We start from the raw sequence: 22,004 nt of genomic DNA on the forward strand, positions 1-22,004 counted from the left end.
ACGTTGGTTAGCGTGCGAATAGACATTGTGACTAAAGAATTCCCCCCGGAAATTTATGGCGGTGCCGGTGTCCATGTTGCCGAGCTCAGCCGCGTGCTGGCGAAGCACGTTGACCTCCATGTGCGGGCCTTCGGCGCGGCACGCGAAGCCGACTACCACGGTGCAACGGTTGACTCCTATGCGACACCCGGGGATCTGGACGGGGCCAACGCTGCCGTGCAGACCCTCGGCGTCGATCTGAGGATCGTTCCGGACGTTGCGGGGGCGGACCTCGTCCACTCGCATACCTGGTACGCGAACATGGCAGGGCACTTGGCGTCGCTGCTGCACGGTATTCCCCACGTGCTCAGTGCCCACAGCCTTGAACCGTTGCGGCCATGGAAAGCCGAGCAACTTGGTGGCGGATACGCGCTCTCGTCGTGGGTGGAAAAGACCGCCTACGAGGCCGCGGCCGCGATCATCGCCGTGTCGGAGGGGATGCGCCAGGATATCCTCCGCAGCTATCCCAACGTCGATCCGGCCAAGGTGCGCGTGGTCCACAACGGGATCGACGTGTCCCTGTGGGAGCGCGACGAGGAAGAAGACGCAATCCGTGCGCTCGGCATCGATCCCGCCAAGCCAAGTGTGGTCTTCGTGGGCCGCAATACGCGCCAGAAGGGTGTTCCCTACCTGCTGCGCGCTGCCTCGAGCCTTCCCGGGGACGTGCAGCTGGTTCTTTGCCTCGGCGCGGCTGACACCCCCGAACTTGCCGCGGAAACGGCCAAGCTCATCGAAGAACTGCAGAGCCAGCGTGAGGGCGTCATCCTCATTGAACGGATGCTGCCGCGGCGCGAGCTGATCCAGGTCCTGAGCCACGCCACCGCGTTCGCCTGCCCGTCCATCTACGAGCCCCTCGGCATCGTCAACCTTGAAGCCATGGCCTGCGGCGCGGCGGTGGTGGCCAGTGCCACCGGCGGCATCCCGGAGGTGGTGGACCACGGAAACACCGGGCTCCTGGTGGAGCTGGAACAGGTCACCGACGGGACGGGTACGCCGCTGGACCCGGAGAAGTTCGTCCGTGACTTCGCCGCTGCCCTCAACGAGGTGGTGACCGATCCGGACCGTGCACGCGCCATGGGTGTGGCAGGACGGCGCCGGGCCGAGGAACATTTCTCGTGGGAATCCATCACTGAGGCCACCCTTGAGGTCTACCGCTCGGTGCTCGCCTAAGCGTCGCTGAAGCAGCCGAAACCACGACGGCGCCGCCCCCTCAGGTGGGGACGGCGCCGTCGTGGTTTCCAAGCTTCAGCAATTGTTCACCCCTTGGCCAGCCCGGACTGCTAGACCCCGAAAATCACTGTTGCCGGCCCGCTTTCAGCGCCATCAGGGCCTTTTCGTCGGCTGGGGCGCTGCCGCTGGCTCGCTCGTGCCGGTAGTAGGTACGGGCTTCCTCCTGGCGCGTGGCCTCGGCACCGGTGGCTACCGCAGCCCGCAAGTGCTCCGGGCCGTAGCCGAAGGCATCCACGAGGTCCAGGGCATGCGGGCGGATCTTCACCAGCAGCCGGTTGATGTAGGTGCCTACCGTGCGGCCGCGCTGCATGGAGAGGCGGCCGTTCATGAGGTACCACGAGAGGTGTTTCTCAATCAGGGACAGTCCAAAGAGATCACGCAACCACGTCAGCACTTGCTTGGTTCCGGCATCGGATACCGATTCCAGGGCTTCGGTGAACGCCTCCCACTGAAGCAGTTCAGCGTGTGCCTGGGCGGCTTCGATGAGCTCATGCTGGTGCTGGTTGAACAGCGCTGCCGCCTGGTGCTGGAGAAGCTTGTTGGCGCCCTTCAACGCGGCCCCGACCTCCGCCACCATTGACTGGACCCTGTCCGTCAGCAGGGTGCGCTGGCCGGCCTCATCCCGCAAGGCCAGTGCGGCTTTCTGGACGGATCCGGAATCAGCCACGAACTGCGCTACTTGGCGAAGGCCGGTCCGGTGGAACGCCACATCCGCAGCCTGGTCTACAACGTAGCGGGCCAGCACTCCGAAATCGGCACTGCGGAATTCCTTGGCGTAATCGGCCAGCAGCCGCTTGGCCACCAACTGAAGGAGAACCGTATTGTCGCCTTCGAAGGTCACGTACACATCCAGGTCGGCCCGCAGGGAGGCGAATCGGTTCTCGATGAGGAACCCGGCCCCACCACAGGCTTCCCGGCACTCCTGCAAGGTGTCCAGGGCGTGCCAGGTGCTGAGCGGCTTCAAGGCTGCGGCGAGGGTTTCCAGATCCTGGCGGTCGGCGTCGGTGTCGTGGGCTCCGGAGAAAACGTCGTCGAACTTCGTGAGCAACTGTTCGTGCGCAAAGCTTGCCGCGTAGGTGGTGGCCAGCCGCGTGAACAGGCGGCGCTGGTGTCGCTGGTAGTCCAGCAGCACTTCCTCGTCCGTGGGCGATGACGCGTTGAACTGGCGGCGCTCTGCCGCGTAGTGGATGGCGGCCTTCAGGGCCACCTTGCTGGCCGCCACTGCGGCGCCGTCAAGGGAAACCCGCCCCTGGACCAACGTGCCCAGCATGGTGAAGAACCGGCGGCCCGGGCTTTCGATGGTGGAGCTGTAGGTGCCGTCGGCGGCGACGTCGCCGTAGCGGTTCAGCAGGTTGGTCCGCGGAACCCTGACGTTGGTGAAGTGCAGGCGTCCGTTGTCGATGCCGTTAAGCCCACCCTTGATGCCATCGTCCTCGCCCCCGATGCCCGGGAGGAACTCCTTGGTGTCCGGATCGCGCAACTCAACGTAGAACGCGTGGACGCCGTGGTTGACGTTGCGTGTGACGAGTTGGGCGAAGACCACCGCAGCCAGGCCGTCGTTGGCGGCGTTGCCGATGTAGTCCTTCCAGGCCGCCCGGAACGGAGTGTTGATGACGAATGCCTGGCTGGCGGCGTCATAGGTGGCTGTGGTGGCGATACTTGCCACGTCGGAACCGTGACCGGTTTCCGTCATGGCAAAGCACCCGGGGATGTCCAGGCTCATGATTCCTGGAAGCCATTTGTCGTGATGTTCCTGCGTGCCCAGGTGCATCACTGCGGAGCCGAAAAGCCCCCACTGCACGCCCGCCTTGATCTGAAGCGAAGGGTCGGCGGTGACCAGCTCCTCGAACCCGGCAATATTTCCGCCGTGATCGTCCGATCCGCCCAGGCGCACCGGAAAAGCCCGGTGGACGGCGTTGTTGTCCACGAGGTACTTCAACTGGTCGAAGACGCGGTGGCGGTGGTCTGTATGAGTGAGGCCCTCGATCTTCCGGACTTCGGGGCGGCCGGCGAGTTCACGGGCCTGGCGCCGGACGCCGGCCCACGTGCCGAGGAGTTGCTCGCCCAATGCCGCGACGTCCACGGCGGGCACGGCTTCGACACCGGGTGCAGGGTTGCCCGCGGTCGCCTGCCGGGCTGATGATTCGCGATCCACTACGTCGGTCATGCTTCTTCTTTCTCTGGTTCCGGACAACTGCTGCGTCTTTGCTGGTGTCAGGTGGTCTTGAGCTGTGGGGCGATGCCCAGGCACAGCCAGTCGGTGATGTTCGCGGCCATGGTGGCCTGGTCCGGCTTGGCGGGCGTGGCGGCACTTCCGAGCCACATTTCGCCGGCGTTCCGGACCAGGCCGATCGCAGCCGTAGGCCAATATTCGATGAGGGCCTCGTTGTCCGGCCCCAGGTATTGACGCATGGGAGTGGCGATCATGCCGGTGATCTGCTCGAAAAAGTTGCCCAGGGCGCCGGATGCGGCAATGGCATCCTGCGCCGAGGCTTCTCCCGGGGTCAGCCTGGTAATGAAGGCATAGACATTCGGGCTGGATTCGGCCATCTGGAGGTAGGCGGAGACCATGGCGTACAGCCCCTCACGCGGAGTCTGCGCCGACTGGGCTGCGTCCTTCATGCGGCGTTGCATCTGCCCAAGAACCACTTCGCCCATGGCCTGTTGCAGCCCCGCTTTGTCTCCGAAATACCGGTAGTAGACCGATTTGGAGGTTCCGGCCGCGCCAGCGATGTCCTCCATGGAAGCGTCGCTGCCGAGCGCGTGGACGGCCTTCCTCGCCGTCTTGATCAAGGCCCGCCGTCGTTCTTCGCGGTGGGACTGCCAACGGGCCGTGCGGCCATCCATGGCGGTTTCGGCCCCGGCGACGGCTGCAGGGGAGTGCTCGACGCCGGTTCGGCCGGCGCCTTGGTGGGCAGGTGGGAAATCTGCGGGACCGCTGTTCACGATACCCAGCGTATCAGGTACGCTGGGTATCAGTAACCGGCATCTTTTCAGGAGGAGACAAGCATGGCTGCAACAGAGGTAACCACGGGTGCAGGCCCGCAACCGCTCCAAGCACGTTCGGCAGTCATCGTGGGCGGAAACCGGATTCCGTTTGCGCGCACCGGCGGTGCGTACGTGAAGTCGTCCAACCAGGACATGCTCACCGCAGCACTGGACGGGCTGATCGCACGCTTTGGGTTGCAGGATGAACGCATCGGCGAAGTCGCGGCAGGGGCCGTGCTGAAGCATTCCCGGGATTTCAACCTCACCCGTGAGGCGGTCCTCGGCTCGGCGCTGTCTCCGGAGACTCCGGCGTACGACCTGCAGCAGGCTTGCGCCACCGGCCTTGAAACGGTCCTCGGCCTGGCCAACAAGATCAAACTGGGCCAGATCGATTCCGCCATTGCCGGCGGCGTGGACTCAGCCTCGGATGCCCCCATTGCAGTCAGCGAGGGGTTGCGGGAGATCCTCCTGGACCTTAACCGCGCCAAGACCCCGGTCCAGAAATTGCGCATCCTTGGAAAGATCAGGCCCAAGGACCTGGCCCCGGATGCGCCCAACACCGGCGAACCGCGCACCGGACTGTCCATGGGGGAACACCAGGCCCTGACTACGGCACAGTGGAAGATCTCCCGCGAGGCCCAGGATGAACTCGCCTTCAACAGCCACCACAATCTCGCCTCCGCCTACGACCACGGCTTCTTCGATGACCTCATCACCCCTTACCGTGGCCTCAACCGCGACTCGAACCTGCGACCGGACACGTCCCTTGAGAAGCTCGCTGCGCTCAAACCGGTGTTCGGAAAGAACCTTGGATCCCAGGCCACCATGACCGCCGGCAACTCGACGCCGCTCACGGACGGCGCTTCGACGGTGCTGCTCGCCAGCGCGGAGTGGGCGGAAAGCCGTGGCCTGCCCAAGCTGGCCACCGTCGTGGACGGTGAAGCCGCCGCCGTCGACTTTGTCCATGGCAAGGACGGGCTGCTCATGGCGCCGGTATTTGCCGTCCCGCGGCTTCTGGCACGCCAAGGACTCACCTTGGAGGACATCGACTTCTTCGAAATCCACGAGGCCTTTGCCGGGACCGTGCTCAGCACCCTGGCGGCGTGGGAGGACGAAGACTTTGGCCGCACCCGACTTGGCTTGGACGGTGCGCTGGGCAAGGTGGACCGCGCAAAGCTCAACGTGAATGGATCGTCCCTCGCGGCAGGCCATCCCTTCGCGGCGACCGGGGGCAGGATTGTTGCCTCGCTGGCCAAAATGCTGCACGGAAAGGGCACGGTGGACGGTCGTCCGGCCCGCGGCCTCATCTCCGTTTGCGCCGCGGGCGGCCAGGGCGTCGTCGCCATCCTGGAAGCTGCATAGGGGACCCGATGACGGACAAATACACCCAAATCGTCAGCGGTGGGCTGGGCCGGGACGTGGCCAGGAAGCTTGGCCTGCCCCAGCCCGTCCTGTTGCGTCGCTACCAGCCCGGTGCCCCGTTGATCTCCGGTCCGGTGTTGGTCAACGGGGACAGTGCGGGCGCCGACGATCTCGCCACCACCTTGCTGGGTTGGGGCCTGGACGTCCGCCGGAATGCCTTGCCCAAGGAAAAGTTGGGCGCCATCATTCTGGTCCTCGATTCAGTGCAGCACCCTGAGGACCTGGGCAAGCCTGTCCTTGCCGTGGGTGCTTCCCTCCGGGACCTTGCACCCAACGGCCGGGTCATCACGGTGTCCCGGGCACCCCAGGGAACCTCGTCGCCGGCAACCGCCGCCGCCCGCCAAGGCATCGACGGCCTGCTGCGTTCCCTGGCGAAGGAGCTCCGGTCGGGGGCTACGGCCAACGGCGTCGTGCTTGCGGAGGACCTGGCCACCACCAGCCCCTCCGCCCTCGGGGCCGTCCGGTTCTTCCTGTCCGGTCGCTCGGCCTACGTCGACGGACAATTCCTTTCGGTGACCTCGGCGGCCGGTCGGATGCCGGCTGTGGCGGACAAGCCCCTTGCAGGAAAAGTCGCCGTGGTCACCGGCGCGGCGCGGGGGATCGGTGCCGCGATCGCCCGCACCCTGCACCGGGATGGCGCGAAAGTGGTGTTGGTGGACATCCCTGCGGCCGGAGACCACCTGGCCGAGGTGGCCAACCAGGTGCACGGGACGGCGCTGCAACTGGACATCAGCCGCAGCGATGCGGGGCAGCGGATCATCGAGCACGCCGTGGAGCGACACGGCAGGCTGGACATCGTGGTGCATAATGCCGGCATCACCCGGGACCGCCTCCTCGCCAACATGGACCAGGGCCGGTGGCAGTCGGTCATTGCCGTGAACATCGCCGCGCAATTGCGGATCAATGAGGCACTCCTGGCGTCCGGGCATTTCAAGGATGCCCCGCGCATCGTCTCGGTGGCCTCTACCAGCGGCATCGCCGGCAACCGGGGCCAGACGAACTACGGTGCCTCCAAGGCCGGTGTGATCGGCATGGTGCGTTCAACCGCGCCGTTGATGGCCTCCTTTGGCGGGACCATCAACGCTGTTGCTCCGGGCTTCATCGAAACGGAGATGACCGCGCGGATGCCCCTGGCCATCAGGGAGGCGGCCCGCCGGCTGAACTCCCTCAAGCAGGGCGGCCAGCCGACGGATGTGGCCGAAGCCATTGCCTTCCTCGCGAGCGACTCCGCCGGGGGCATTTCCGGGGAGGTCCTTCGAGTCTGCGGACAGCAACTGGTGGGCGCATGATCCAGGCCCAGCCCGTCATCCTCGGGGAGTTGCCGTCGCTGTCCAAGCTCTACGTCAATGCCGCCGCCAACGCGGCCCGGAGGCGCGTCCTGGGGACCCCGCCGCGCAGGAAGCTTCCGGCCGTGAGCCATGAGGTCCGGGACGTGACGGCGGACGTTGAAAACCTCACGTCCTATCAGCATTTCCTGGGTGAAACGGCAAGCGACATCCTTCCTGCCGGGTTCGTCCACGCGCTGGCTTTCCCGGTGGCCATGAGCGTGATGAACCGTGACGACTTTCCGTTGCCACTGCTGGGGATGATCCATCTCAGGAACCACGTGGAGCAGTACAGCCCTATCCAGTTCACCCAGGCGCTGGATATCAGGGCCTGGGCGGAAAACCTCCACGGTCACCGCGCAGGTACCCAAGTGGATGTGGTGGCCGAAGTCCGTTCCCACGCTTCGGGAGTGTTGCTGTGGCGTGGCGTTTCCACTTACCTGGCCAAAGGCGTCTTCCTGCCCGGAATCGACAAGGCCGGGACGTCCAACAGTGCGGCAAAGACGGACTTCAAGCCCCCGTTTCCCACCGCTCTCTGGCAACTCGGGGTGGATACGGGACGCAGCTATGCCGCGGTATCAGGTGACTTCAACCCGATCCATTTGAGCGGTCTTTCCGCCAAGGCCCTGGGGCTGCGCGGATCGATTGCCCACGGCATGTACCTGGCGTCCAGGGCGTTGGCCGATGTGGGCGCCGTCAAGGCCGAAGCGTTCACTTGGGACGTGGCCTTCGAGGCCCCCGTGTTCCTGCCGGCGCGGGTGGCTTTGGATATCTCCACGACCCAGGCGGCATCCGGGGCTTGGGAACGCTCGGAGTACGTCGCCTGGAATCCGCGCAGCGGACGCCGCCATTTCATCGGCAGTGTTGCTGCGCCGGGCTAGGCCCCAGAGCACGTCGACGGCGGCAGTCAGCAATGGTGACTGCCGCCGTCGTCGTGTATATGACAAAGCGGGATTTCGGCACATGACGCCGGTGGCAATTAATGTGAGCAAGCTCGCAAGCGGGTATTTTTGCGACAATGCCTAAAACAATCAAGGCCCGGAATTCGAAAATTCCAGGCCTTGAATTGGTGCGCGGAGGGGGACTTGAACCCCCACCCCCTTTCGAGGACTAGCACCTCAAGCTAGCGCGTCTGCCATTCCGCCACCCGCGCAGGTGGTGTCCGAAGTAACTGTTTGCGCCGTGCGGCACTTTACTTTCCTTCGAAGCAGCGAGAAAAACTCTAACACGCTTTGGGGGAACACAGAAATCGGGCAGCCGGTGCGCGGTGGTGCGGTAGAGCCCGCTCCAACGGGTGGCCCGAATGTCTGCACCCTGGCCCATCCGATGAGTAGGCTGAGGGGACACGGGACAGCACAGCGGCGGAGTCCGCGCTGCGCGTCACCGGAACCTGCAGCCCAGCCACGCAAGGAGAACTTCCATGTCTGTCATCCGTCCCGAGGACGAAGTAGTCCGGATCTGCCAGGAGCTCATTCGCATCGACTCGTCCAACTTCGGCGATGGCAGCGGACCGGGGGAACGTGCTGCCGCTGAGTACACCGCAGGCCTCATCAGCGAAGTCGGCCTCGACGTCGAGATCTTCGAATCCGAGCCTGGGCGGGCAAGCGTGGTCACCCGCATGGCCGGCGAGAATCCATCCGCGGACGCGTTGGTGGTCCATGGCCACCTGGACGTGGTTCCGGCACTGAAGGACCAGTGGAGCGTGGATCCTTTCAGCGGTGAACTGAAGGACGGCCTGATCTGGGGCCGTGGAGCGGTGGACATGAAGGACATGGACGCCATGATCCTGTCCGTGCTGCGTGATTTCGCCAGGACTGGCCGCAAGCCCAAGAGGGACATCATTTTTGCCTTTTTCGCCGACGAGGAAGCGGGCGGAACGTACGGAGCGCGCTATGCCGTGGAGCACCGCCGTGAACTGTTCGACGGTGCAACTGAAGCCATCTCCGAAGTGGGCGGTTTCTCGGCAACAATCGGTGGCCAGCGGACGTATCTCCTGCAAACAGCCGAGAAGGGTATCTCCTGGCTGCGGCTTGTAGCCCACGGCCGCGCCGGCCACGGCTCCCAGATCAACACGGACAACGCAGTGACCCGTCTCGCGGCTGCCGTCACCAGGATCGGCGAGTACACGTGGCCCATCGAGCTGACTCCCACCACGCGGCAGTTCCTGGACGGCGTCACCGAACTCACCGGAGTGGAGTTCGACCCCGACAACCCGGACATCCTCCTCAAGGAACTGGGGACCGTGGCGCGGTTCGTTGGTGCGACCCTGCAGAACACTTCCAACCCCACGTACTTGCGCTCGGGTTACAAGCACAATGTCATTCCGGAGTCCGCCGAAGCTTTCGTCGATTGCCGCACGCTGCCGGGTCAGCAGGAGTTGGTGTTCCAGACCATCAAGGAGCTCGCCGGTGAAGGCATTGACATCAGCTACGTGAACAAGGACGTGTCCTTGGAAGTCCCGTTTGCGGGGAACCTGGTGGACTCCATGATCGATGCCCTCCACTCGGAGGACCCTGGAGCGAAAGTACTGCCCTATACGCTTTCCGGTGGAACGGACAACAAGTCGTTAAGCAAAATCGGCATCACGGGCTACGGCTTTGCCCCGCTCATGCTCCCGGACGAGCTCGATTTCACCGGCATGTTCCACGGCGTCGATGAGAGGGTTCCCGCCGAATCGTTGAAGTTCGGCGCCCGCGTCCTGAACAGGCTGCTCACCAACTACTAGGAAGGCTGAGGCAATGGTTCCCGAGGAAATCCTGCCCGACGAACTGCTCGAGCGGCTCCGGGGGCGGGCTGCGGGCTACGACAGGGACAATGCGTTCTTCCACGAAGACCTCGCGGACCTTGCCGACGCCGGTTACCTCAAGGCTTTTGTCCCGGCGTCCGACGGCGGCCTGGGCCTTGGCCTCGAAGCGGTGGCTGCGCTTCAGCGCCGGCTCGCCACGGCCGCGCCGGCCACAGCGTTGGGCGTGAACATGCACCTGGTCTGGACCGGCGTCGCGCATGTCATGAACGCAAGGGGAGACGATTCCCTGGCCTTTGTCCTCAAAGAAGCCGGAGAAGGGGAGGTCTTTGCCTTCGGGATTTCCGAAGCGGGCAATGACTCCATGCTCTTCGATTCCGGAACTGTGGCCGAGCCGTTGCCTGATGGCGGCTACCGGTTTACCGGCCGCAAGATCTTCACCAGCCTGTCCCACGGCTGGACACGGCTGGGTACCTTCGGCAAGGACTCCGATGCCCGTGATGGCGAGGGCGAACTGGTGTTCGGATTCCTGCGCCGCGAGGATCCCGGGCACCGGACCCTTGATGATTGGAACACGTTGGGCATGCGTGCCAGTGCGTCCAACAGCACCTTGCTGGAGGGTGCTGTGGTGCCGCCGGAACGGATCTTCCGGAAGCTCCCGGCAGGACCGAACCGGGATCTGCTGATCTTCGCGATTTTCGCCTGCTTCGAAACGTTGCTCGCCGCCGTCTACACCGGGCTTGCGGACCGTGCCTTCGTCCTGGGCGTGGACGCCGTGAAACGGCGCGTCTCCTCGAAGTACGGGGGACGCAGTTTTGCCCAGGATCCGGACATCCGCTGGAAGATCGCCGATGCCGCCATGGCCCTGGACGGCATCTACCCACAGCTGGCCGGCCTGGCCCGGGACGTGGACGGGTTGGTGGACCACGGTCCGCAATGGTTCCCGAAGCTGGTGGGCCTGAAATCACGGGCGACGGAGAATGCCCGCTACGTGGTTGACGTGGCCATCAGGGTGTCCGGGGCAGGGAGCTATTTCCGTGGCTCGGAGCTCGAGCGGCTCTACCGTGACGTGCTGGCCGGCATCTTCCACCCGTCCAACGACGAATCGGCGCACAATACAGTGGCCAGCGCCTGGTTGGGACCCTTGGAAAACTAGTCGGTGGGACTACACCGTTCGTTGGACGGAGTACACCTTCCGGCGAAGCCAGAAACGGCGGCCGCCGCCCATATACAGCCGGCTGCGCTCCAACTCCCACTTGCCGTACTCGGAGTGCTCAGCCAGCCGACGGCGGGCCTCCGGCAGCGAATCCTCAGGTCCAACCGTCAGGACGAGGTACTCGTACTGACGCGCATAGTCTCGTTGGCGCTCAACGGAGCCGCCTTGAAATTGTTCCTTCATCCCTCTCCATTTTGGTCCTTTTCCGGCTAACGTGAAGGCATGAGCATCGATCCGCGTGTCGCGCTGCAGTCACTGACTGCTGCCTTCGAAGAGCATCTGGCCGCTGCCTCCGCCCGGCGCGGGGAGGGTGATCCCACCGTCGAGGCGGCCTTCTTCGCCGTCGCCGATGCGTTCGAGGTTTACGAGGACGCACTCTACGAGGCCTATTCCGAGGTTACTCCCCTTCAAGTGTTCGACGAGGATGACGAGGACGGTGAAGAGGTCCTCGACGAGGACCTCGAAAGCCTGGAGGACTGAGCAACTGTCACCGGCCACCCAACGGGTGGCCGGTTTTTTTGTGCCGGTTTTGGCCTTCTTTGTGCTGCCTTGGGCCCGGATTGGCGCTGATCTCCGGCGTCGAACCACGAGCCAAGGCACGTAGTCCCAAGTAGCGCAGCTAGGTACTCGCGAGTATGCGCAAGGGGTAAACCTGCGCAAAGTTGAGTACCGACTACTGGTGCGCCCCCATTTCCCCCCGGCTTCACTGGGTTGTAGGCAATGGCAGGTCTGCAAAAGAAGGCTGACATGGTACGAGTTCCGCTCTTGCGCCAAGGCAAGGCAACAGCACCCAAGCGTGCAACCCACACCGTCGCGGCATTCCCCCTGCAACCGGCCGTTGCCACCGTCAATCCGCCGGTGTCTCCCTGGATTGACAAGTCCGTTGCTGCACAACGGACTGAAAAGGCGGGACTGGCGGCACTGGGGGCAGATGTCACCCTGGACCTCATGCCGCCAGTCACCCGCCGGCCCGCACACGCGGTGCTGCCGCGGCCCGACCGTTCAACGTGGATCCGGTTGCTGAGGAATGCCCTCCGCCTTTCCGACAGTGTTTTGGTGGCGGTCGCGGTTTTTGCCGGATACCTGCTGAACACCGATGGCTTCGCTACGGCCGCGGAGGGAACCGGATACACACGGCAAGCCATCCTGGGACTGCTCATCGGGTTGGCGTGGATTGGCGCACTGGAGGTCTACCGCACGCGGGATTCGAAGGTCCTTGGCGTCGGCCCGGAGGAATACAAGCGCGTCCTCTCGGCCAGCCTGCGGGTCTTCGGCTTCCTGGGCGTCGCCGCGGTGGTGTTCAGGATCGAGTCCGTCAGCACCTTCGTCCTTGTTTCGCTGCCCATCGGCGTTGCTGCCCTTGCGGTGAACCGGTGGGCTTTCAGGCGCTGGCTGGGCCGGCAGAAGGCCCATGGCCTGTGCCTCTCCCGAGCCATCGTGGTGGGTGAGCCGGAGGACGTCAGGTACGTCATCAAGCAAATCAACAGGAAGTCCGGAGCCCCTTACGACATTGTGGGAGCCTGCCTTCCGGGCGCACGCCGGGGAGCAACCCTGGTGGTGGACGAACGCCGTGTCCCTGTTCTCTCTTCGATCTACGGGGTGGCCCGCACCGTCCGGCAGACCGGAGCCAACGCAGTGATCGTGGCAGGCCCAGTTCCGGGCGGCAACCAGTTCATCCGCGAGCTGGGGTGGCGGCTCGAGGAAGACGCTGCCGAACTGGTCCTCGCGGCAACACTGACCAACGTCGCCGGTCCCCGCATCCACTGGCGGCCGGTCGAAGGCCTCCCCCTGATGCACGTCGACATCCCGCACTATTCCGGTGGCAAGCACACCCTCAAGCGGGTCATGGACATCGCCGTCGCGGGCGCAGCCCTCCTGGTCCTGGCGCCCGTGCTGCTGGCACTGGCCCTCGTAGTCCGGTCCGACAGCCCCGGTCCCGTCCTGTTCAAGCAGGAAAGGATCGGAAAGCGCGGAACCACCTTCCAGATGCTCAAGTTCCGCTCCATGGTGGTGGACGCCGAGGCCCGGTTGGAAGAACTCAGCACCAAGGACCAAGGAGCCGGCGTGCTGTTCAAGATCAAGGGCGACCCCAGGATCACCAAATGCGGACGCTGGATGCGGAAGTACTCCCTGGACGAACTGCCGCAGTTCTGGAACGTCCTGATGGGCACCATGAGCCTGGTGGGCCCCCGCCCGCCCTTGCTCCGCGAAGTTAACGGCTATGAGCAGCACACCCACCGCAGGCTACTGATCAAGCCGGGCATCACCGGCCTGTGGCAAATCAATGGACGGTCCGACCTCCCATGGGACGAAGCTGTCCGCCTGGACCTCTATTACGTCGAGAACTGGTCCATCGCGGGGGACCTCATGATCATGTGGCGGACCTTCCGGGCCATGACCCGGCCCGCCGGAGCCTACTAAACCCTTTCAACCCAGTCACCCTCACAGAATCCGAGTGGAAAATGAGCATAGGAACCATTCCATCAGGCCAACTGAATGGCCACGGGCTGCGCCCGAAACTGCGGATCGCCGTGGTGGGCGCGGGCTATTGGGGACCCAACCTGGCAAGGAACCTCAAAGCGAGCCCGGACTGGGAACTCGTGGCCATCTGCGACCTTGACGTGGAGCGGGGACTCCGCCTGGCGGAAACGGTGGGTGGGGTGGCCGTCGTCGAATCCCTCGACGAACTGTTGGACACCTACAACCTCGACGCCGTAGCCGTGGCGACGCCGGCCCACACCCACCACGGAGTGGTGATGACCGCCCTGCGGGCAGGCAAGCATGTACTGGTGGAGAAACCGCTGGCAGACAGCAGGGCAAAAGGCCTCGAGATGGTCGAGGAAGCCAAAGCCCGCGGCTTGGTCCTGATGGCCGACCACACCTACTGCTTTACCCCGGCGGTCCTGAAAATCCAGGAGCTGGTCAGCAGCGGCGCTTTGGGCGACATCCTGTACGTCGACTCGGTGCGTATCAACCTTGGCCTGGTCCAGCCCGATGTGAACGTGTTCTGGGACCTTGCCCCGCACGATCTGTCCATCCTGGATTTCATCCTCCCCGGCGGACTGCACCCGACGGAGATCTCCGCGCACGGAGCCGATCCACTCGGAACCGGGCGTGACTGCGTAGGCCACCTCACCTTCGGGTTGCCCAACGACGCCATGGTCCACATCCATGTGAACTGGCTCAGTCCCACGAAGATCAGGCAAATGATCATCGGCGGTTCCAAGAGGACGCTGGTGTGGGATGACCTGAATCCCCAGCAGCGGCTCAGCGTCTATGACCGCGGCGTCAGCCTGGAACACCAGCCCCGCTCTGCTGCGGACAAGAAAGCGACCGCCATTTCCTACCGCCTGGGAGACACATGGTCCCCGGCCCTCCAGGAACGGGAACCCTTGACCCAGGTAGTGGCCGAGCTGGCCTCGTCCATCCGCAACCACTCGACTCCGCGAACCAGCGGCGAGTCCGGACTGCGCGTCCTGTCAGTCCTGGAAGCCGTCACCCAAAGCCTCGGCACCGACGGTCATGCGGCCGTTGTGGCGGGGAACGAAGTTTCCCTCCAGGTTGCCCAATGAACGCCCTCCTCGGCGCCACCGTCCTGGTCACGGGCGGGGCCGGCACCATCGGGTCCACCCTCGTGGACCAGTTGCTCGACGCCGGAGTGGCCCACGTGGACATCCTGGACAACCTGGTACGCGGCCGCAAAGCCAACCTCGACGATGCCATGGCCTCAGGACGTGTCCGTTTGATCGAGGGGGATATCCGCGAGCGCGACCTGGTCCACGATGCGACGATCGGCAAGGACCTGGTGTTTCATCAGGCGGCCATCCGCATCACCCAGTGCGCGGAAGAACCACGGCTCGCGCTGGAAGTACTGGTGGACGGGACGTTCACTGTCCTTGAAGCGGCCGTCGAGCACAAAGTAGGAAAGCTCATCGCGGCTTCCAGTGCGTCGGTTTACGGCATGGCAGAGGAATTTCCCACGACGGAACGCCACCACCACCACAACAACGACACCTTCTACGGCGCCGCCAAGTCGTTCAACGAAGGCATGGCCAGGAGTTTCCGGGCCATGTCCGGCCTGGACTACGTGCTGCTGCGCTACTTCAACGTCTATGGTCCCCGCATGGACGTCCACGGACTCTATACCGAGGTGCTGGTCCGCTGGATGGAGAGGATCGTTGATGGACTTCCTCCGTTGATCTTCGGAAACGGTGAGCAGACCATGGACTTCGTGCACACGGCAGACGTGGCCCGGGCCAATGTCCTTGCAGCGGCGAGCCCCGTGAATGAGGGCGTGTACAACGTGGCCAGCGGCACGGAGACCAGCCTTGCTGACCTCGCCCGTACCCTGCTGCACGTCATGGATTCGCCTTTGCACCTGGAGCATGGGCCGGAACGGGCAGTGAACGGAGTTGTCCGCCGGCTGGCTGACACCACCCTTGCCCGGCGGGACCTGGGATTTGAGGCCGCGGTGGGATTGGAGGACGGATTGCGTTCCCTGGTTGATTGGTGGAGGCCACTCCGGGAGGAAATCGCCGCAGCCAGGTCCGCCACCCGGCCGGCAGTGCCTGCGGCAGGTGCACGATGACCCTGTCAGAGACCTCGCTGGCGCGTATCGACGTCATGAAGCCGTGGCTTGGAGCCGAAGAGGCCCAGGCCGTGGCGGAGGTCATCGCATCGGGCTGGGTTGCCCAGGGACCGAAGGTGCGCCAGTTCGAGGAAGCTTTCGCTGTGGAACAGCAGGCGGCTTATGCCGTTGCCGTCTCGAGCTGCACGTCCGCCCTGCATCTGGCTTTGGCCGTTGCCGGTGTTGGTCCCGGCGATGACGTGGTTGTGCCGTCCCTTTCCTTCATCGCCACTGCGAACGCGCCCACGTACGTGGGCGCACGGCCGGTGTTCGCCGACGTCGACCGCGTCACCGGCTGCGTGACGGCCGAAACCGTGGCCGCCGCGCTTACTCCCGCCACCCGGGCCGTGATCGCCGTGGACCAGGGTGGTGTGCCGGTGGACCTGGAACCCATCCGTGAGCTGTGTGATCCTTTGGGCATCGTGGTGGTGGAAGATGCGGCGTGCGCCATCGGGTCGCGCTACCGCGGGCGGCCGGTGGGTGCCGGTGCGGACGTGGCTGCATGGTCCTTCCACCCCCGCAAGATCCTCACCACAGGAGAGGGTGGCATGCTCTCGACGTCCCGGAAGGACTTCGGCGACCGTGCCCGCAGGCTCCGCGAACATGCCATGAGCGTTTCTGCCGCCGACCGGCATGCAAGCGTCCTGGCCCCGGCCGAGGAGTACCTCGAAGTTGGCTTCAATTACCGCATGACAGACCTTCAGGCCGCCGTCGGACTCGTGCAGTTGGGCCGGCTGGCCCAAGCCGTACGGCGGCGTCGTGAAATGGCCGCCAACTACGCTGACGCGTTTGCCGGTGTGGAAGGACTGCGGCTCGTGGAGGATCCCGTGTACGGGGCGGGCAATTACCAGTCGTGCTGGCTGGAAATCGGTGACGCCTTCCCGTTGGGACGCGACCAGCTGATGGTCCGCCTGGCGGAGGACGGAATCTCGGCCCGCCGCGGCATCATGGCCGCGCACCGCCAGCCCGCCTATGCCGGCAGGGATACCGGCAGCGCAGCCCTCGACGCCACGGAATGGCTCACGGACCACACGTTGATCCTGCCCCTCTACCATCAGCTCACGCTCGCCGACCAGGTCCGCGTCATTGATTCCGTGCTCCGGGCGGCAGGGCGGGGACGATGAGCGAGTTGCTCCTGATCGCTGCAAGCGGCCTGGCCCGGGAAGTCCTGGCCATGGTCCGCACCAGCGGGCCGTTCGACGTCATCGGCATACTTGACGACGACGAAGACAAGCTCGGACGTGTTGTGGATGGAGCCCACGTACTCGGTCCCATCCGCGACGCCCTGAAATTCCCGCATGCACTGCTGTTGGTCTGCATCGGATCGGGCAGCGGCAGGGAAAGCGTCGTCATGCGGCTTCGGGCGCTCGGGCTGTCCGAGGACCGTTACGCGACCGCCGTCGATCCCTCCGCCCATGTTCCGGAAGGGTGCCGCATTGGCCCCGGCAGCATCATCCTGGCGCACGTCACCATGACTGCTTCGGTGACCCTCGGCAGCCACGTCGTGGCCATGCCCGGAGTGACGTTCACGCACGATGATGTTGTGAGCGACTTCGCGACCTTCGCCGCGGGCGTGTCCCTGGGCGGGAACGTCCACATCGGCAGGTCAGCGTACATCGGAATGAACGCCAGCGTCCGCGAGCGCCGCACGGTTGGCGCCGGTGCCACCATTGGCATGGGTGCCGCCGTTCTGAGCGACGTTCCCGAGGATGAGACGTGGGCGGGTGTTCCTGCACGGATCATCCGGCGCGGCAACTACCCCGCGCTGGAGGGCATCCTGTGACTCTCCAGAAGCACGTGGCGACCCAACGCCGGCCAACGCCTTCAAGGGCCTTTGCGCTGAGCGTCATCAATGCGTTCGTCACGCGCCTGGGGACCATTGGCATTGGCATTGCCCTGGCCCGTTTGCTGGGACCGGAGGAGTTCGGTACGTACGCGGTGGCGTTCGTCGCCCTGATCGCCGTGTTGAGCTTCAACGAGTTGGGGGTGAGCCTGGCCATTGTCCGGTGGCCCGGGGACCCAAAGCATATCGCTGCTACGGTTACCACGATTTCCACGGCGTGCAGTGTTGTTCTCTTCGCTGCGTCCTATGTGGCTGCCCCGTACTTTGCTGCTGCCATGGGCAACGAGGCCGCCACGGATGTTGTCCGGCTGCTTGCCACCTGCATCGTCTTCAACGGCCTCGTGGCCACCCCCGCTGCCCTCCTGCAAAGAAACTTCCGTCAAGGGCAGCGGATGGCCATCGACCAGGTGAACGTGTGGCTCGGTGCGGGTGTTTCCCTGGTCCTGGTCATCGCCGGCATGGGAGCCATGAGCCTTGCCGTCGGCCGGGTGGCAGCAAGCATTGTGTCTGCCGTGCTCTTCGTCGTTTTTTCGCCGTTGCCTTACCGCTTCGGCTTTTCCCGGAAGGCGGCCCGCGAGCTGTTGTCGTTCGGGCTGCCGCTGGCAGGGGCGAGCCTGGTGGTTTTCAGCGTCGGCTACGTGGACCAGCTGGTGGCAGGCAAGATGCTGGGACCCGTGACGCTGGGACTCTACGTGATGGCGTTCAACATGGCCGGTTGGCCCGCGGCGCTGTTGTCACAGCCCCTCAGGAGCGTCGCCCCGGCCATGTTTGCCCGCTTGCAGGACAATCCGGAAGATATGCGCGCCGCGTTGCTTTCCTTGCTCGGTGCATTGTCCGCGGTGCTCCTTCCGGTCTGCGCGGTGATGATGGGCTGCGCTGTCGCGTTGGTGACCTTGGTCTACGGGGATGCCTGGTCCTTGGCGGGCCTGGCCCTGGTATGGCTTGCACCGTTGACGGCACTGCGCATCCTTCACGAGCTGCTCTATGACTACCTCGTGGTGGTTGGCCTCTCCATGTCAATCTTCAGTGTCCAACTGGTGGCGCTGCTGGCATTGGTTCCAGGACTGATTGCCGGGGCCGCGCTTGGCGGGATGCCCGGCCTGGCCATGGCTCCGGCAGGGGTGGCCCTGCTGGTGACCACTCCCATGTATCTGAGGACCCTGCACCGGGCGAACGTGGCCATGAAGGACCTGGCGGCCCGTGTTGCCGTTCCGCTCGCCCTGGCCGCCGCCACTGGTTACGCATCGTGGCTCGTGTCCCAGGCGCTGCACTCACCCTTGCCGGCTGTCCTTGCTTCCACCGGCATTGGACTCGTGGCCATGGGTGCCGCCCTCGCCCTGAGGCGCTCCGACGTCGCCGAAATCCGGCGCTGGGGCCGTGGCCGCGAGGAGGTGGCCGCATGAGGATCGTTGTCTACCCCCACGACCTTGGCCTCGGCGGCAGCCAACTGAACGCCATCGAACTGGGCGCCGCCGTCCAGGCACTGGGACACGAAGTGATGCTGTTCGGACAGCCCGGCCCCTTGGTTCGCAGGGCCAGGGAACTGGGCCTCGAGTACATCCAGGCTCCAGTACCGGGGAAACGTCCCTCTCCGGCCGTGGTCCGGGCACTGGGACGCCTGGTCCGCGAGCGCGGCGTCGACATCATCCACGGCTATGAATGGCCCCCCGCCTTGGAATGCCTCGCCGCCAGCAAAATCGCGGGCGGTTCCGCCGTCGCCACCGTCATGTCCATGGCGGTCGCACCCTTCATCCCGTATTCCATGCCCCTGATGGTGGGAACAGAGCAGATCCGCCGCCATGAAGAGAAGGCTGGCCGGGGAATGGTCCGCCTGATGGAACCACCTGTGGATACTGCAGCCAACGTTCCGGATACGGGCGCTGCCACAGACGAATTCCGGGAACGGTGGGGGCTGGCGGACGCGGCCATGCACGTTGTCTGTGTTTCGCGCCTGGCGCACGAACTTAAGCTGGAGGGAATTCTCGCAGCCATGGACGCCGTGGCGGATCTTTCCCGCGCAGGAGACGTGCGTCTGGTAGTTGTGGGATCCGGGCCGGCCGAGGCAACCGTCCGCGCACGGGCCGAACGGATCAATGCCGGGGCCGGACGCACCGTGGTTGTCCTGACCGGGGAAATCGAGGACCCACGTCCCGCCTACGGCATGGCCGACGTGATCTTGGGAATGGGCGGCTCAGCCTTGCGGGGCATGGCGTTTGCCAAACCCTTGGTGGTCCAGGGCGAGGAGGGCTTTTGGGAGCTCCTCACGCCGGAATCGCTGCCAACCTTCCTGTGGCAGGGCTGGTACGGCGCAGGGCCCGGGAGTTCCGGGCAGGGAAGCGGTGCACTCACCGCCATCCTGGCCCGCCTGCTTGATGACCAGGGGCTGCGCATCGCCCTGGGAAGCTACGGCCGGCGCCTGGTTGTGGAACGTTTCTCCCTGGAGCACTCCGCACAACGGCAACTTGACCTCTACACGGAAGTTACCGGGTCACCGCAGCGGCCGCCTGCGCTGGCACCGGCCGAGGCGACGGCCCTGGCACGGTATGCCGCTTACATTGCGCGACGCCGCTGGCTCCGGCTCCGCGGCAGGGCCGCCTTGGATGATTTCAATTCCCGCCCCGTGGCGTCGTCGCCACGTCCGGCCTGGAACCCCGCTGAGGTCCGGCCATGACGCAGACCATCATGTACATTTCCGGAGGTCGCTGGGACGGCATCCCCGGCACGGACAGGCTCCTCGCCGAGGCGCTCGCAGCACGAGGCGATGTGTTGTGGGCGGACCAGCCAGTCTCCGTCCACCGCTACGCCGACGTCCGCCGCCACGCGTTCAGGAGCCTCAACGGTGTTCCCGAACAGGTGGCACCGTCCATCAACCGGCTCCGCCTCCCTGCACTTCCCGGCTTCAGCCGCCCCCTGGTCCGGCGAAGCACCGAAGCGCTGGCCACAAGGGCGCTGGTGTCCGCCGCGCAGAAGGCGGACATCGCCGTCGTCGTCAATTCCTCCCCGGTGGTGCCGTTCCCTGCAACCATCAGGGCTCCCCGGCTTCTCCACCTCACTGACGACTGGCTGGCGGCCTCGGACCTCCTTGGCTTGTCGCGCCGCCATGTGGAACGGGTCCTGCAGGCCAACTGCGCCATGGCAGATGTGGTCACCGCGGTCTCGCCAGGCCTGGCCGAAAAAATGACCGCGCTCGCAGGCCGCACAGTGGAATTGCTGCCCAATGGTTGCCGAACCCCGGCGGCAGGGGACCCGGACGCCGTGCGGCGGCCCGTTGCCGCCCTGGTGGGGCAACTGAACGAACGGCTGGACAAGGACATCCTCACCGAACTGGGCCATGCCGCAGTGCCCCTGGTGGTGGTGGGACCCCGGACCGAACGTGATCCGGGGATGGCACGGTTCCTGGATGGCTTCCTGGCCCTGCCGTCGGTGGATTGGCGCGGTGCAGTCCCCGCCGAAGAGGTGGCCCGGATCCTCCAAACAGTCGCGGTGGGCCTGACCCCATACAGCGTTTCGGAGTTCAATACGTCAAGTTTTCCCTTGAAGACCCTCGAATACCTTGCATCAGGTGTTCCCGTGGTTGCGACGGACCTGCCCGCCACACGGTGGGCTGGGGGATTGTCCGTCGCCATCGCCGGGACACCAAGGGAATTCGTGGATCTTGTGCGTTCCAGGATCGTTGACCCGCCCGGCCCTGTGCGGCGGCTGGCGATCCAGGACTCGGCCCTCGCGCACACGTGGGATGTCAGGGCAGAACAGCTGCTTTCCCTTGTGGGCAAGCATCAAACCACGGAGCCGGGCAGCACACGCGGATCCCGTCATGTTGGGAGCAAATGATGCAATTTCGTACCGTCATAGCGAGCATAATCCGGCGGTGGTACGTGCTGGTCGCCGGCATCCTGGTCACCGGGCTGTTGTGCGTGGCCATCCAGATGAACGCCCCGGACAAGTTCAAAGCCCAAGCCAGCCTGGTGCTGATGCCCTCCAGCCAAAGCATCGGCAGCGCGGGCAACCCCTACCTCTACCTGGGAGGCATGAGCGAGGCACTGGACATCCTGATCCGCAAACTCTCCTCGCAGCCGGTCAAGGAGCGCGTCCTGGCGAACTTCGGCACGGCCACGTACACGGCCGAACCGGACCGCGGCACCAACGGCGCCATCCTGGTCATCACGGCAAATGCTGACTCACCGGAACAGACCATGTCCCTCCTCAAGGCCGTGATGGAGGAAACCCCGCGCTCCCTCAACGAGATGCAGGAAGCACTCAATGTCGCCGTTCCGGCCAGGATCACCACCATGAACCTGCTGGTGGACCGGCAGGCCGTGCCGGAGGTGAAAGCCCGGACCCAGCTGGTGTTGGTAGCAGGCGCCGGTGGCGTCGCCGTGACCCTGGTGATCGCCGTCCTCCTGGACGGGCTGCTCCTGACCCGGCGCCGCCGCAAGCTCGCAGCAGAGCAGGAAATCACCGTGGACCCCTTGGCCGCCTCGCCGGTGCGATCCCGTAACCGGAACAAGACCCAGGCCACCACGGAACCTGAAGCAGACGGCGTCCTGCCCTTGTCTTCCGGACCAAGTTAG

General features: G+C 65.0%; 19 protein-coding genes and 1 tRNA gene. 16 read left to right on the forward strand and 4 right to left on the reverse strand.

Translation table 11 applies throughout. The features are described 5' to 3' along the window. The first annotated feature begins 12 nt into the window (after positions 1–12). Positions 13–1,209 (forward strand): glycogen synthase, encoded by a 1,197-nt coding sequence (glgA, locus tag ACIPY3_RS08310; RefSeq protein ID WP_400332400.1) that lies wholly within the window; start codon positions 13–15, stop codon positions 1,207–1,209. Between the two features lie 124 nt (positions 1,210–1,333). Here the strand turns inward: glgA and ACIPY3_RS08315 are convergent, their stop codons facing one another. After that, positions 1,334–3,436, reverse strand: a complete 2,103-nt coding sequence (locus ACIPY3_RS08315) for an acyl-CoA dehydrogenase (RefSeq protein ID WP_400332403.1) — start codon at positions 3,434–3,436, stop codon at positions 1,334–1,336. 47 nt (positions 3,437–3,483) lie between these two features. Then, on the reverse strand, positions 3,484–4,116 hold the full coding sequence (locus ACIPY3_RS08320; protein ID WP_400332624.1) for a TetR family transcriptional regulator: 633 nt from the start codon (positions 4,114–4,116) through the stop codon (positions 3,484–3,486). 162 nt (positions 4,117–4,278) lie between these two features. Here ACIPY3_RS08320 and ACIPY3_RS08325 point away from each other — a divergent pair, with 162 nt between their 5' ends. From ACIPY3_RS08325 to ACIPY3_RS08335, 3 genes are read left to right on the forward strand one after another with little or no spacing between them, the layout of a single operon-like run. Continuing rightward, positions 4,279–5,619 (forward strand): acetyl-CoA C-acetyltransferase, encoded by a 1,341-nt coding sequence (locus ACIPY3_RS08325; RefSeq protein WP_400332406.1) that lies wholly within the window; start codon positions 4,279–4,281, stop codon positions 5,617–5,619. Between the two features lie 8 nt (positions 5,620–5,627). Then, a complete protein-coding gene (locus ACIPY3_RS08330) occupies positions 5,628–6,968 on the forward strand; it encodes a 3-oxoacyl-ACP reductase (protein WP_400332409.1) in 1,341 nt (446 codons plus the stop codon). Then, entirely contained in the window at positions 6,965–7,885 is a 921-nt protein-coding gene (locus tag ACIPY3_RS08335) for a MaoC family dehydratase (RefSeq protein ID WP_400332411.1), read from the forward strand. The genes ACIPY3_RS08330 and ACIPY3_RS08335 overlap by 4 nt, the downstream gene beginning before the upstream one ends. A 186-nt stretch (positions 7,886–8,071) precedes the next feature. Here the strand turns inward: ACIPY3_RS08335 and ACIPY3_RS08340 are convergent. Continuing rightward, positions 8,072–8,157: transfer RNA gene (locus tag ACIPY3_RS08340), tRNA-Leu, on the reverse strand. A gap of 267 nt (positions 8,158–8,424) precedes the next feature. Between ACIPY3_RS08340 and ACIPY3_RS08345 the strand changes: the two genes are divergently transcribed. Further along, positions 8,425–9,729 carry a M20/M25/M40 family metallo-hydrolase gene (locus tag ACIPY3_RS08345; RefSeq protein WP_400332414.1) on the forward strand — a complete coding sequence of 435 codons (1,305 nt, stop codon included), beginning with the start codon at positions 8,425–8,427 and terminating at the stop codon, positions 9,727–9,729. Positions 9,730–9,742: 13 nt separating this feature from the next. Further along, positions 9,743–10,903: an acyl-CoA dehydrogenase family protein gene (locus ACIPY3_RS08350; protein WP_400332417.1), complete on the forward strand. Its 1,161-nt coding sequence runs from the start codon at positions 9,743–9,745 to the stop codon at positions 10,901–10,903. 9 nt (positions 10,904–10,912) lie between these two features. On the opposite strand, the gene ACIPY3_RS08355 is transcribed toward ACIPY3_RS08350, so the two are convergent. Beyond that, entirely contained in the window at positions 10,913–11,146 is a 234-nt protein-coding gene (locus tag ACIPY3_RS08355) for a DUF5703 family protein (RefSeq protein ID WP_387438396.1), read from the reverse strand. Between the two features lie 39 nt (positions 11,147–11,185). Between ACIPY3_RS08355 and ACIPY3_RS08360 the strand changes: the two genes are divergently transcribed. The 10 genes from ACIPY3_RS08360 to ACIPY3_RS08405 all read left to right on the forward strand — a co-directional run bounded on the left by ACIPY3_RS08360 (position 11,186) and on the right by ACIPY3_RS08405 (position 22,004). Next, the gene (locus ACIPY3_RS08360) at positions 11,186–11,443 is read left to right on the forward strand and encodes a hypothetical protein (protein WP_397321829.1); all 258 of its coding nucleotides are present in this window, start codon (positions 11,186–11,188) and stop codon (positions 11,441–11,443) included. A gap of 267 nt (positions 11,444–11,710) precedes the next feature. Next, entirely contained in the window at positions 11,711–13,384 is a 1,674-nt protein-coding gene (locus tag ACIPY3_RS08365) for a sugar transferase (RefSeq protein WP_400332626.1), read from the forward strand. A gap of 41 nt (positions 13,385–13,425) precedes the next feature. Beyond that, complete coding sequence (locus tag ACIPY3_RS08370; protein ID WP_397321831.1) at positions 13,426–14,535, forward strand: Gfo/Idh/MocA family protein; 1,110 nt, start codon at positions 13,426–13,428, stop codon at positions 14,533–14,535. Beyond that, a complete protein-coding gene (locus ACIPY3_RS08375) occupies positions 14,532–15,551 on the forward strand; it encodes an NAD-dependent epimerase/dehydratase family protein (protein ID WP_400332421.1) in 1,020 nt (339 codons plus the stop codon). The genes ACIPY3_RS08370 and ACIPY3_RS08375 overlap by 4 nt, the downstream gene beginning before the upstream one ends. Next, entirely contained in the window at positions 15,548–16,714 is a 1,167-nt protein-coding gene (locus tag ACIPY3_RS08380; RefSeq protein WP_400332424.1) for a DegT/DnrJ/EryC1/StrS family aminotransferase, read from the forward strand. The genes ACIPY3_RS08375 and ACIPY3_RS08380 overlap by 4 nt, the downstream gene beginning before the upstream one ends. Beyond that, complete coding sequence (locus ACIPY3_RS08385) at positions 16,711–17,373, forward strand: acetyltransferase (RefSeq protein WP_400332426.1); 663 nt, start codon at positions 16,711–16,713, stop codon at positions 17,371–17,373. Before ACIPY3_RS08380 ends, ACIPY3_RS08385 begins: the two co-directional genes overlap by 4 nt. Continuing rightward, positions 17,370–18,836 (forward strand): oligosaccharide flippase family protein, encoded by a 1,467-nt coding sequence (locus tag ACIPY3_RS08390; protein ID WP_400332429.1) that lies wholly within the window; start codon positions 17,370–17,372, stop codon positions 18,834–18,836. The genes ACIPY3_RS08385 and ACIPY3_RS08390 overlap by 4 nt, the downstream gene beginning before the upstream one ends. Further along, positions 18,833–20,104: a glycosyltransferase gene (locus ACIPY3_RS08395; RefSeq protein ID WP_400332432.1), complete on the forward strand. Its 1,272-nt coding sequence runs from the start codon at positions 18,833–18,835 to the stop codon at positions 20,102–20,104. Before ACIPY3_RS08390 ends, ACIPY3_RS08395 begins: the two co-directional genes overlap by 4 nt. Then, positions 20,101–21,264: a glycosyltransferase gene (locus ACIPY3_RS08400; RefSeq protein ID WP_400332434.1), complete on the forward strand. Its 1,164-nt coding sequence runs from the start codon at positions 20,101–20,103 to the stop codon at positions 21,262–21,264. Before ACIPY3_RS08395 ends, ACIPY3_RS08400 begins: the two co-directional genes overlap by 4 nt. Further along, the gene (locus tag ACIPY3_RS08405; protein ID WP_400332436.1) at positions 21,261–22,004 is read left to right on the forward strand and encodes a hypothetical protein; all 744 of its coding nucleotides are present in this window, start codon (positions 21,261–21,263) and stop codon (positions 22,002–22,004) included. The genes ACIPY3_RS08400 and ACIPY3_RS08405 overlap by 4 nt, the downstream gene beginning before the upstream one ends.

Source organism: Paenarthrobacter sp. NPDC089714 (assembly GCF_044748905.1).
Taxonomy (GTDB): Bacteria; Actinomycetota; Actinomycetes; order Actinomycetales; family Micrococcaceae; genus Arthrobacter.

Bases quoted from the DNA above. Each gene is read 5' to 3' on its own strand.
- ACIPY3_RS08375 (WP_400332421.1), top strand. From the start codon at position 14,532: ATGAACGCCCTCCTCGGCGCCACCGTCCTGGTCACGGGCGGGGCCGGC.
- ACIPY3_RS08325 (WP_400332406.1), top strand. From the start codon at position 4,279: ATGGCTGCAACAGAGGTAACCACGGGTGCAGGCCCGCAACCGCTCCAA.
- ACIPY3_RS08395 (WP_400332432.1), top strand. From the start codon at position 18,833: ATGAGGATCGTTGTCTACCCCCACGACCTTGGCCTCGGCGGCAGCCAA.
- ACIPY3_RS08355 (WP_387438396.1), bottom strand. From the start codon at position 11,146: ATGAAGGAACAATTTCAAGGCGGCTCCGTTGAGCGCCAACGAGACTAT.
- ACIPY3_RS08365 (WP_400332626.1), top strand. From the start codon at position 11,711: ATGGTACGAGTTCCGCTCTTGCGCCAAGGCAAGGCAACAGCACCCAAG.
- ACIPY3_RS08370 (WP_397321831.1), top strand. From the start codon at position 13,426: ATGAGCATAGGAACCATTCCATCAGGCCAACTGAATGGCCACGGGCTG.
- ACIPY3_RS08330 (WP_400332409.1), top strand. From the start codon at position 5,628: ATGACGGACAAATACACCCAAATCGTCAGCGGTGGGCTGGGCCGGGAC.
- ACIPY3_RS08335 (WP_400332411.1), top strand. From the start codon at position 6,965: ATGATCCAGGCCCAGCCCGTCATCCTCGGGGAGTTGCCGTCGCTGTCC.
- ACIPY3_RS08345 (WP_400332414.1), top strand. From the start codon at position 8,425: ATGTCTGTCATCCGTCCCGAGGACGAAGTAGTCCGGATCTGCCAGGAG.
- ACIPY3_RS08400 (WP_400332434.1), top strand. From the start codon at position 20,101: ATGACGCAGACCATCATGTACATTTCCGGAGGTCGCTGGGACGGCATC.
- ACIPY3_RS08360 (WP_397321829.1), top strand. From the start codon at position 11,186: ATGAGCATCGATCCGCGTGTCGCGCTGCAGTCACTGACTGCTGCCTTC.
- ACIPY3_RS08380 (WP_400332424.1), top strand. From the start codon at position 15,548: ATGACCCTGTCAGAGACCTCGCTGGCGCGTATCGACGTCATGAAGCCG.
- ACIPY3_RS08315 (WP_400332403.1), bottom strand. From the start codon at position 3,436: ATGACCGACGTAGTGGATCGCGAATCATCAGCCCGGCAGGCGACCGCG.
- ACIPY3_RS08350 (WP_400332417.1), top strand. From the start codon at position 9,743: ATGGTTCCCGAGGAAATCCTGCCCGACGAACTGCTCGAGCGGCTCCGG.
- ACIPY3_RS08320 (WP_400332624.1), bottom strand. From the start codon at position 4,116: ATGGATGGCCGCACGGCCCGTTGGCAGTCCCACCGCGAAGAACGACGG.
- ACIPY3_RS08385 (WP_400332426.1), top strand. From the start codon at position 16,711: ATGAGCGAGTTGCTCCTGATCGCTGCAAGCGGCCTGGCCCGGGAAGTC.
- ACIPY3_RS08405 (WP_400332436.1), top strand. From the start codon at position 21,261: ATGATGCAATTTCGTACCGTCATAGCGAGCATAATCCGGCGGTGGTAC.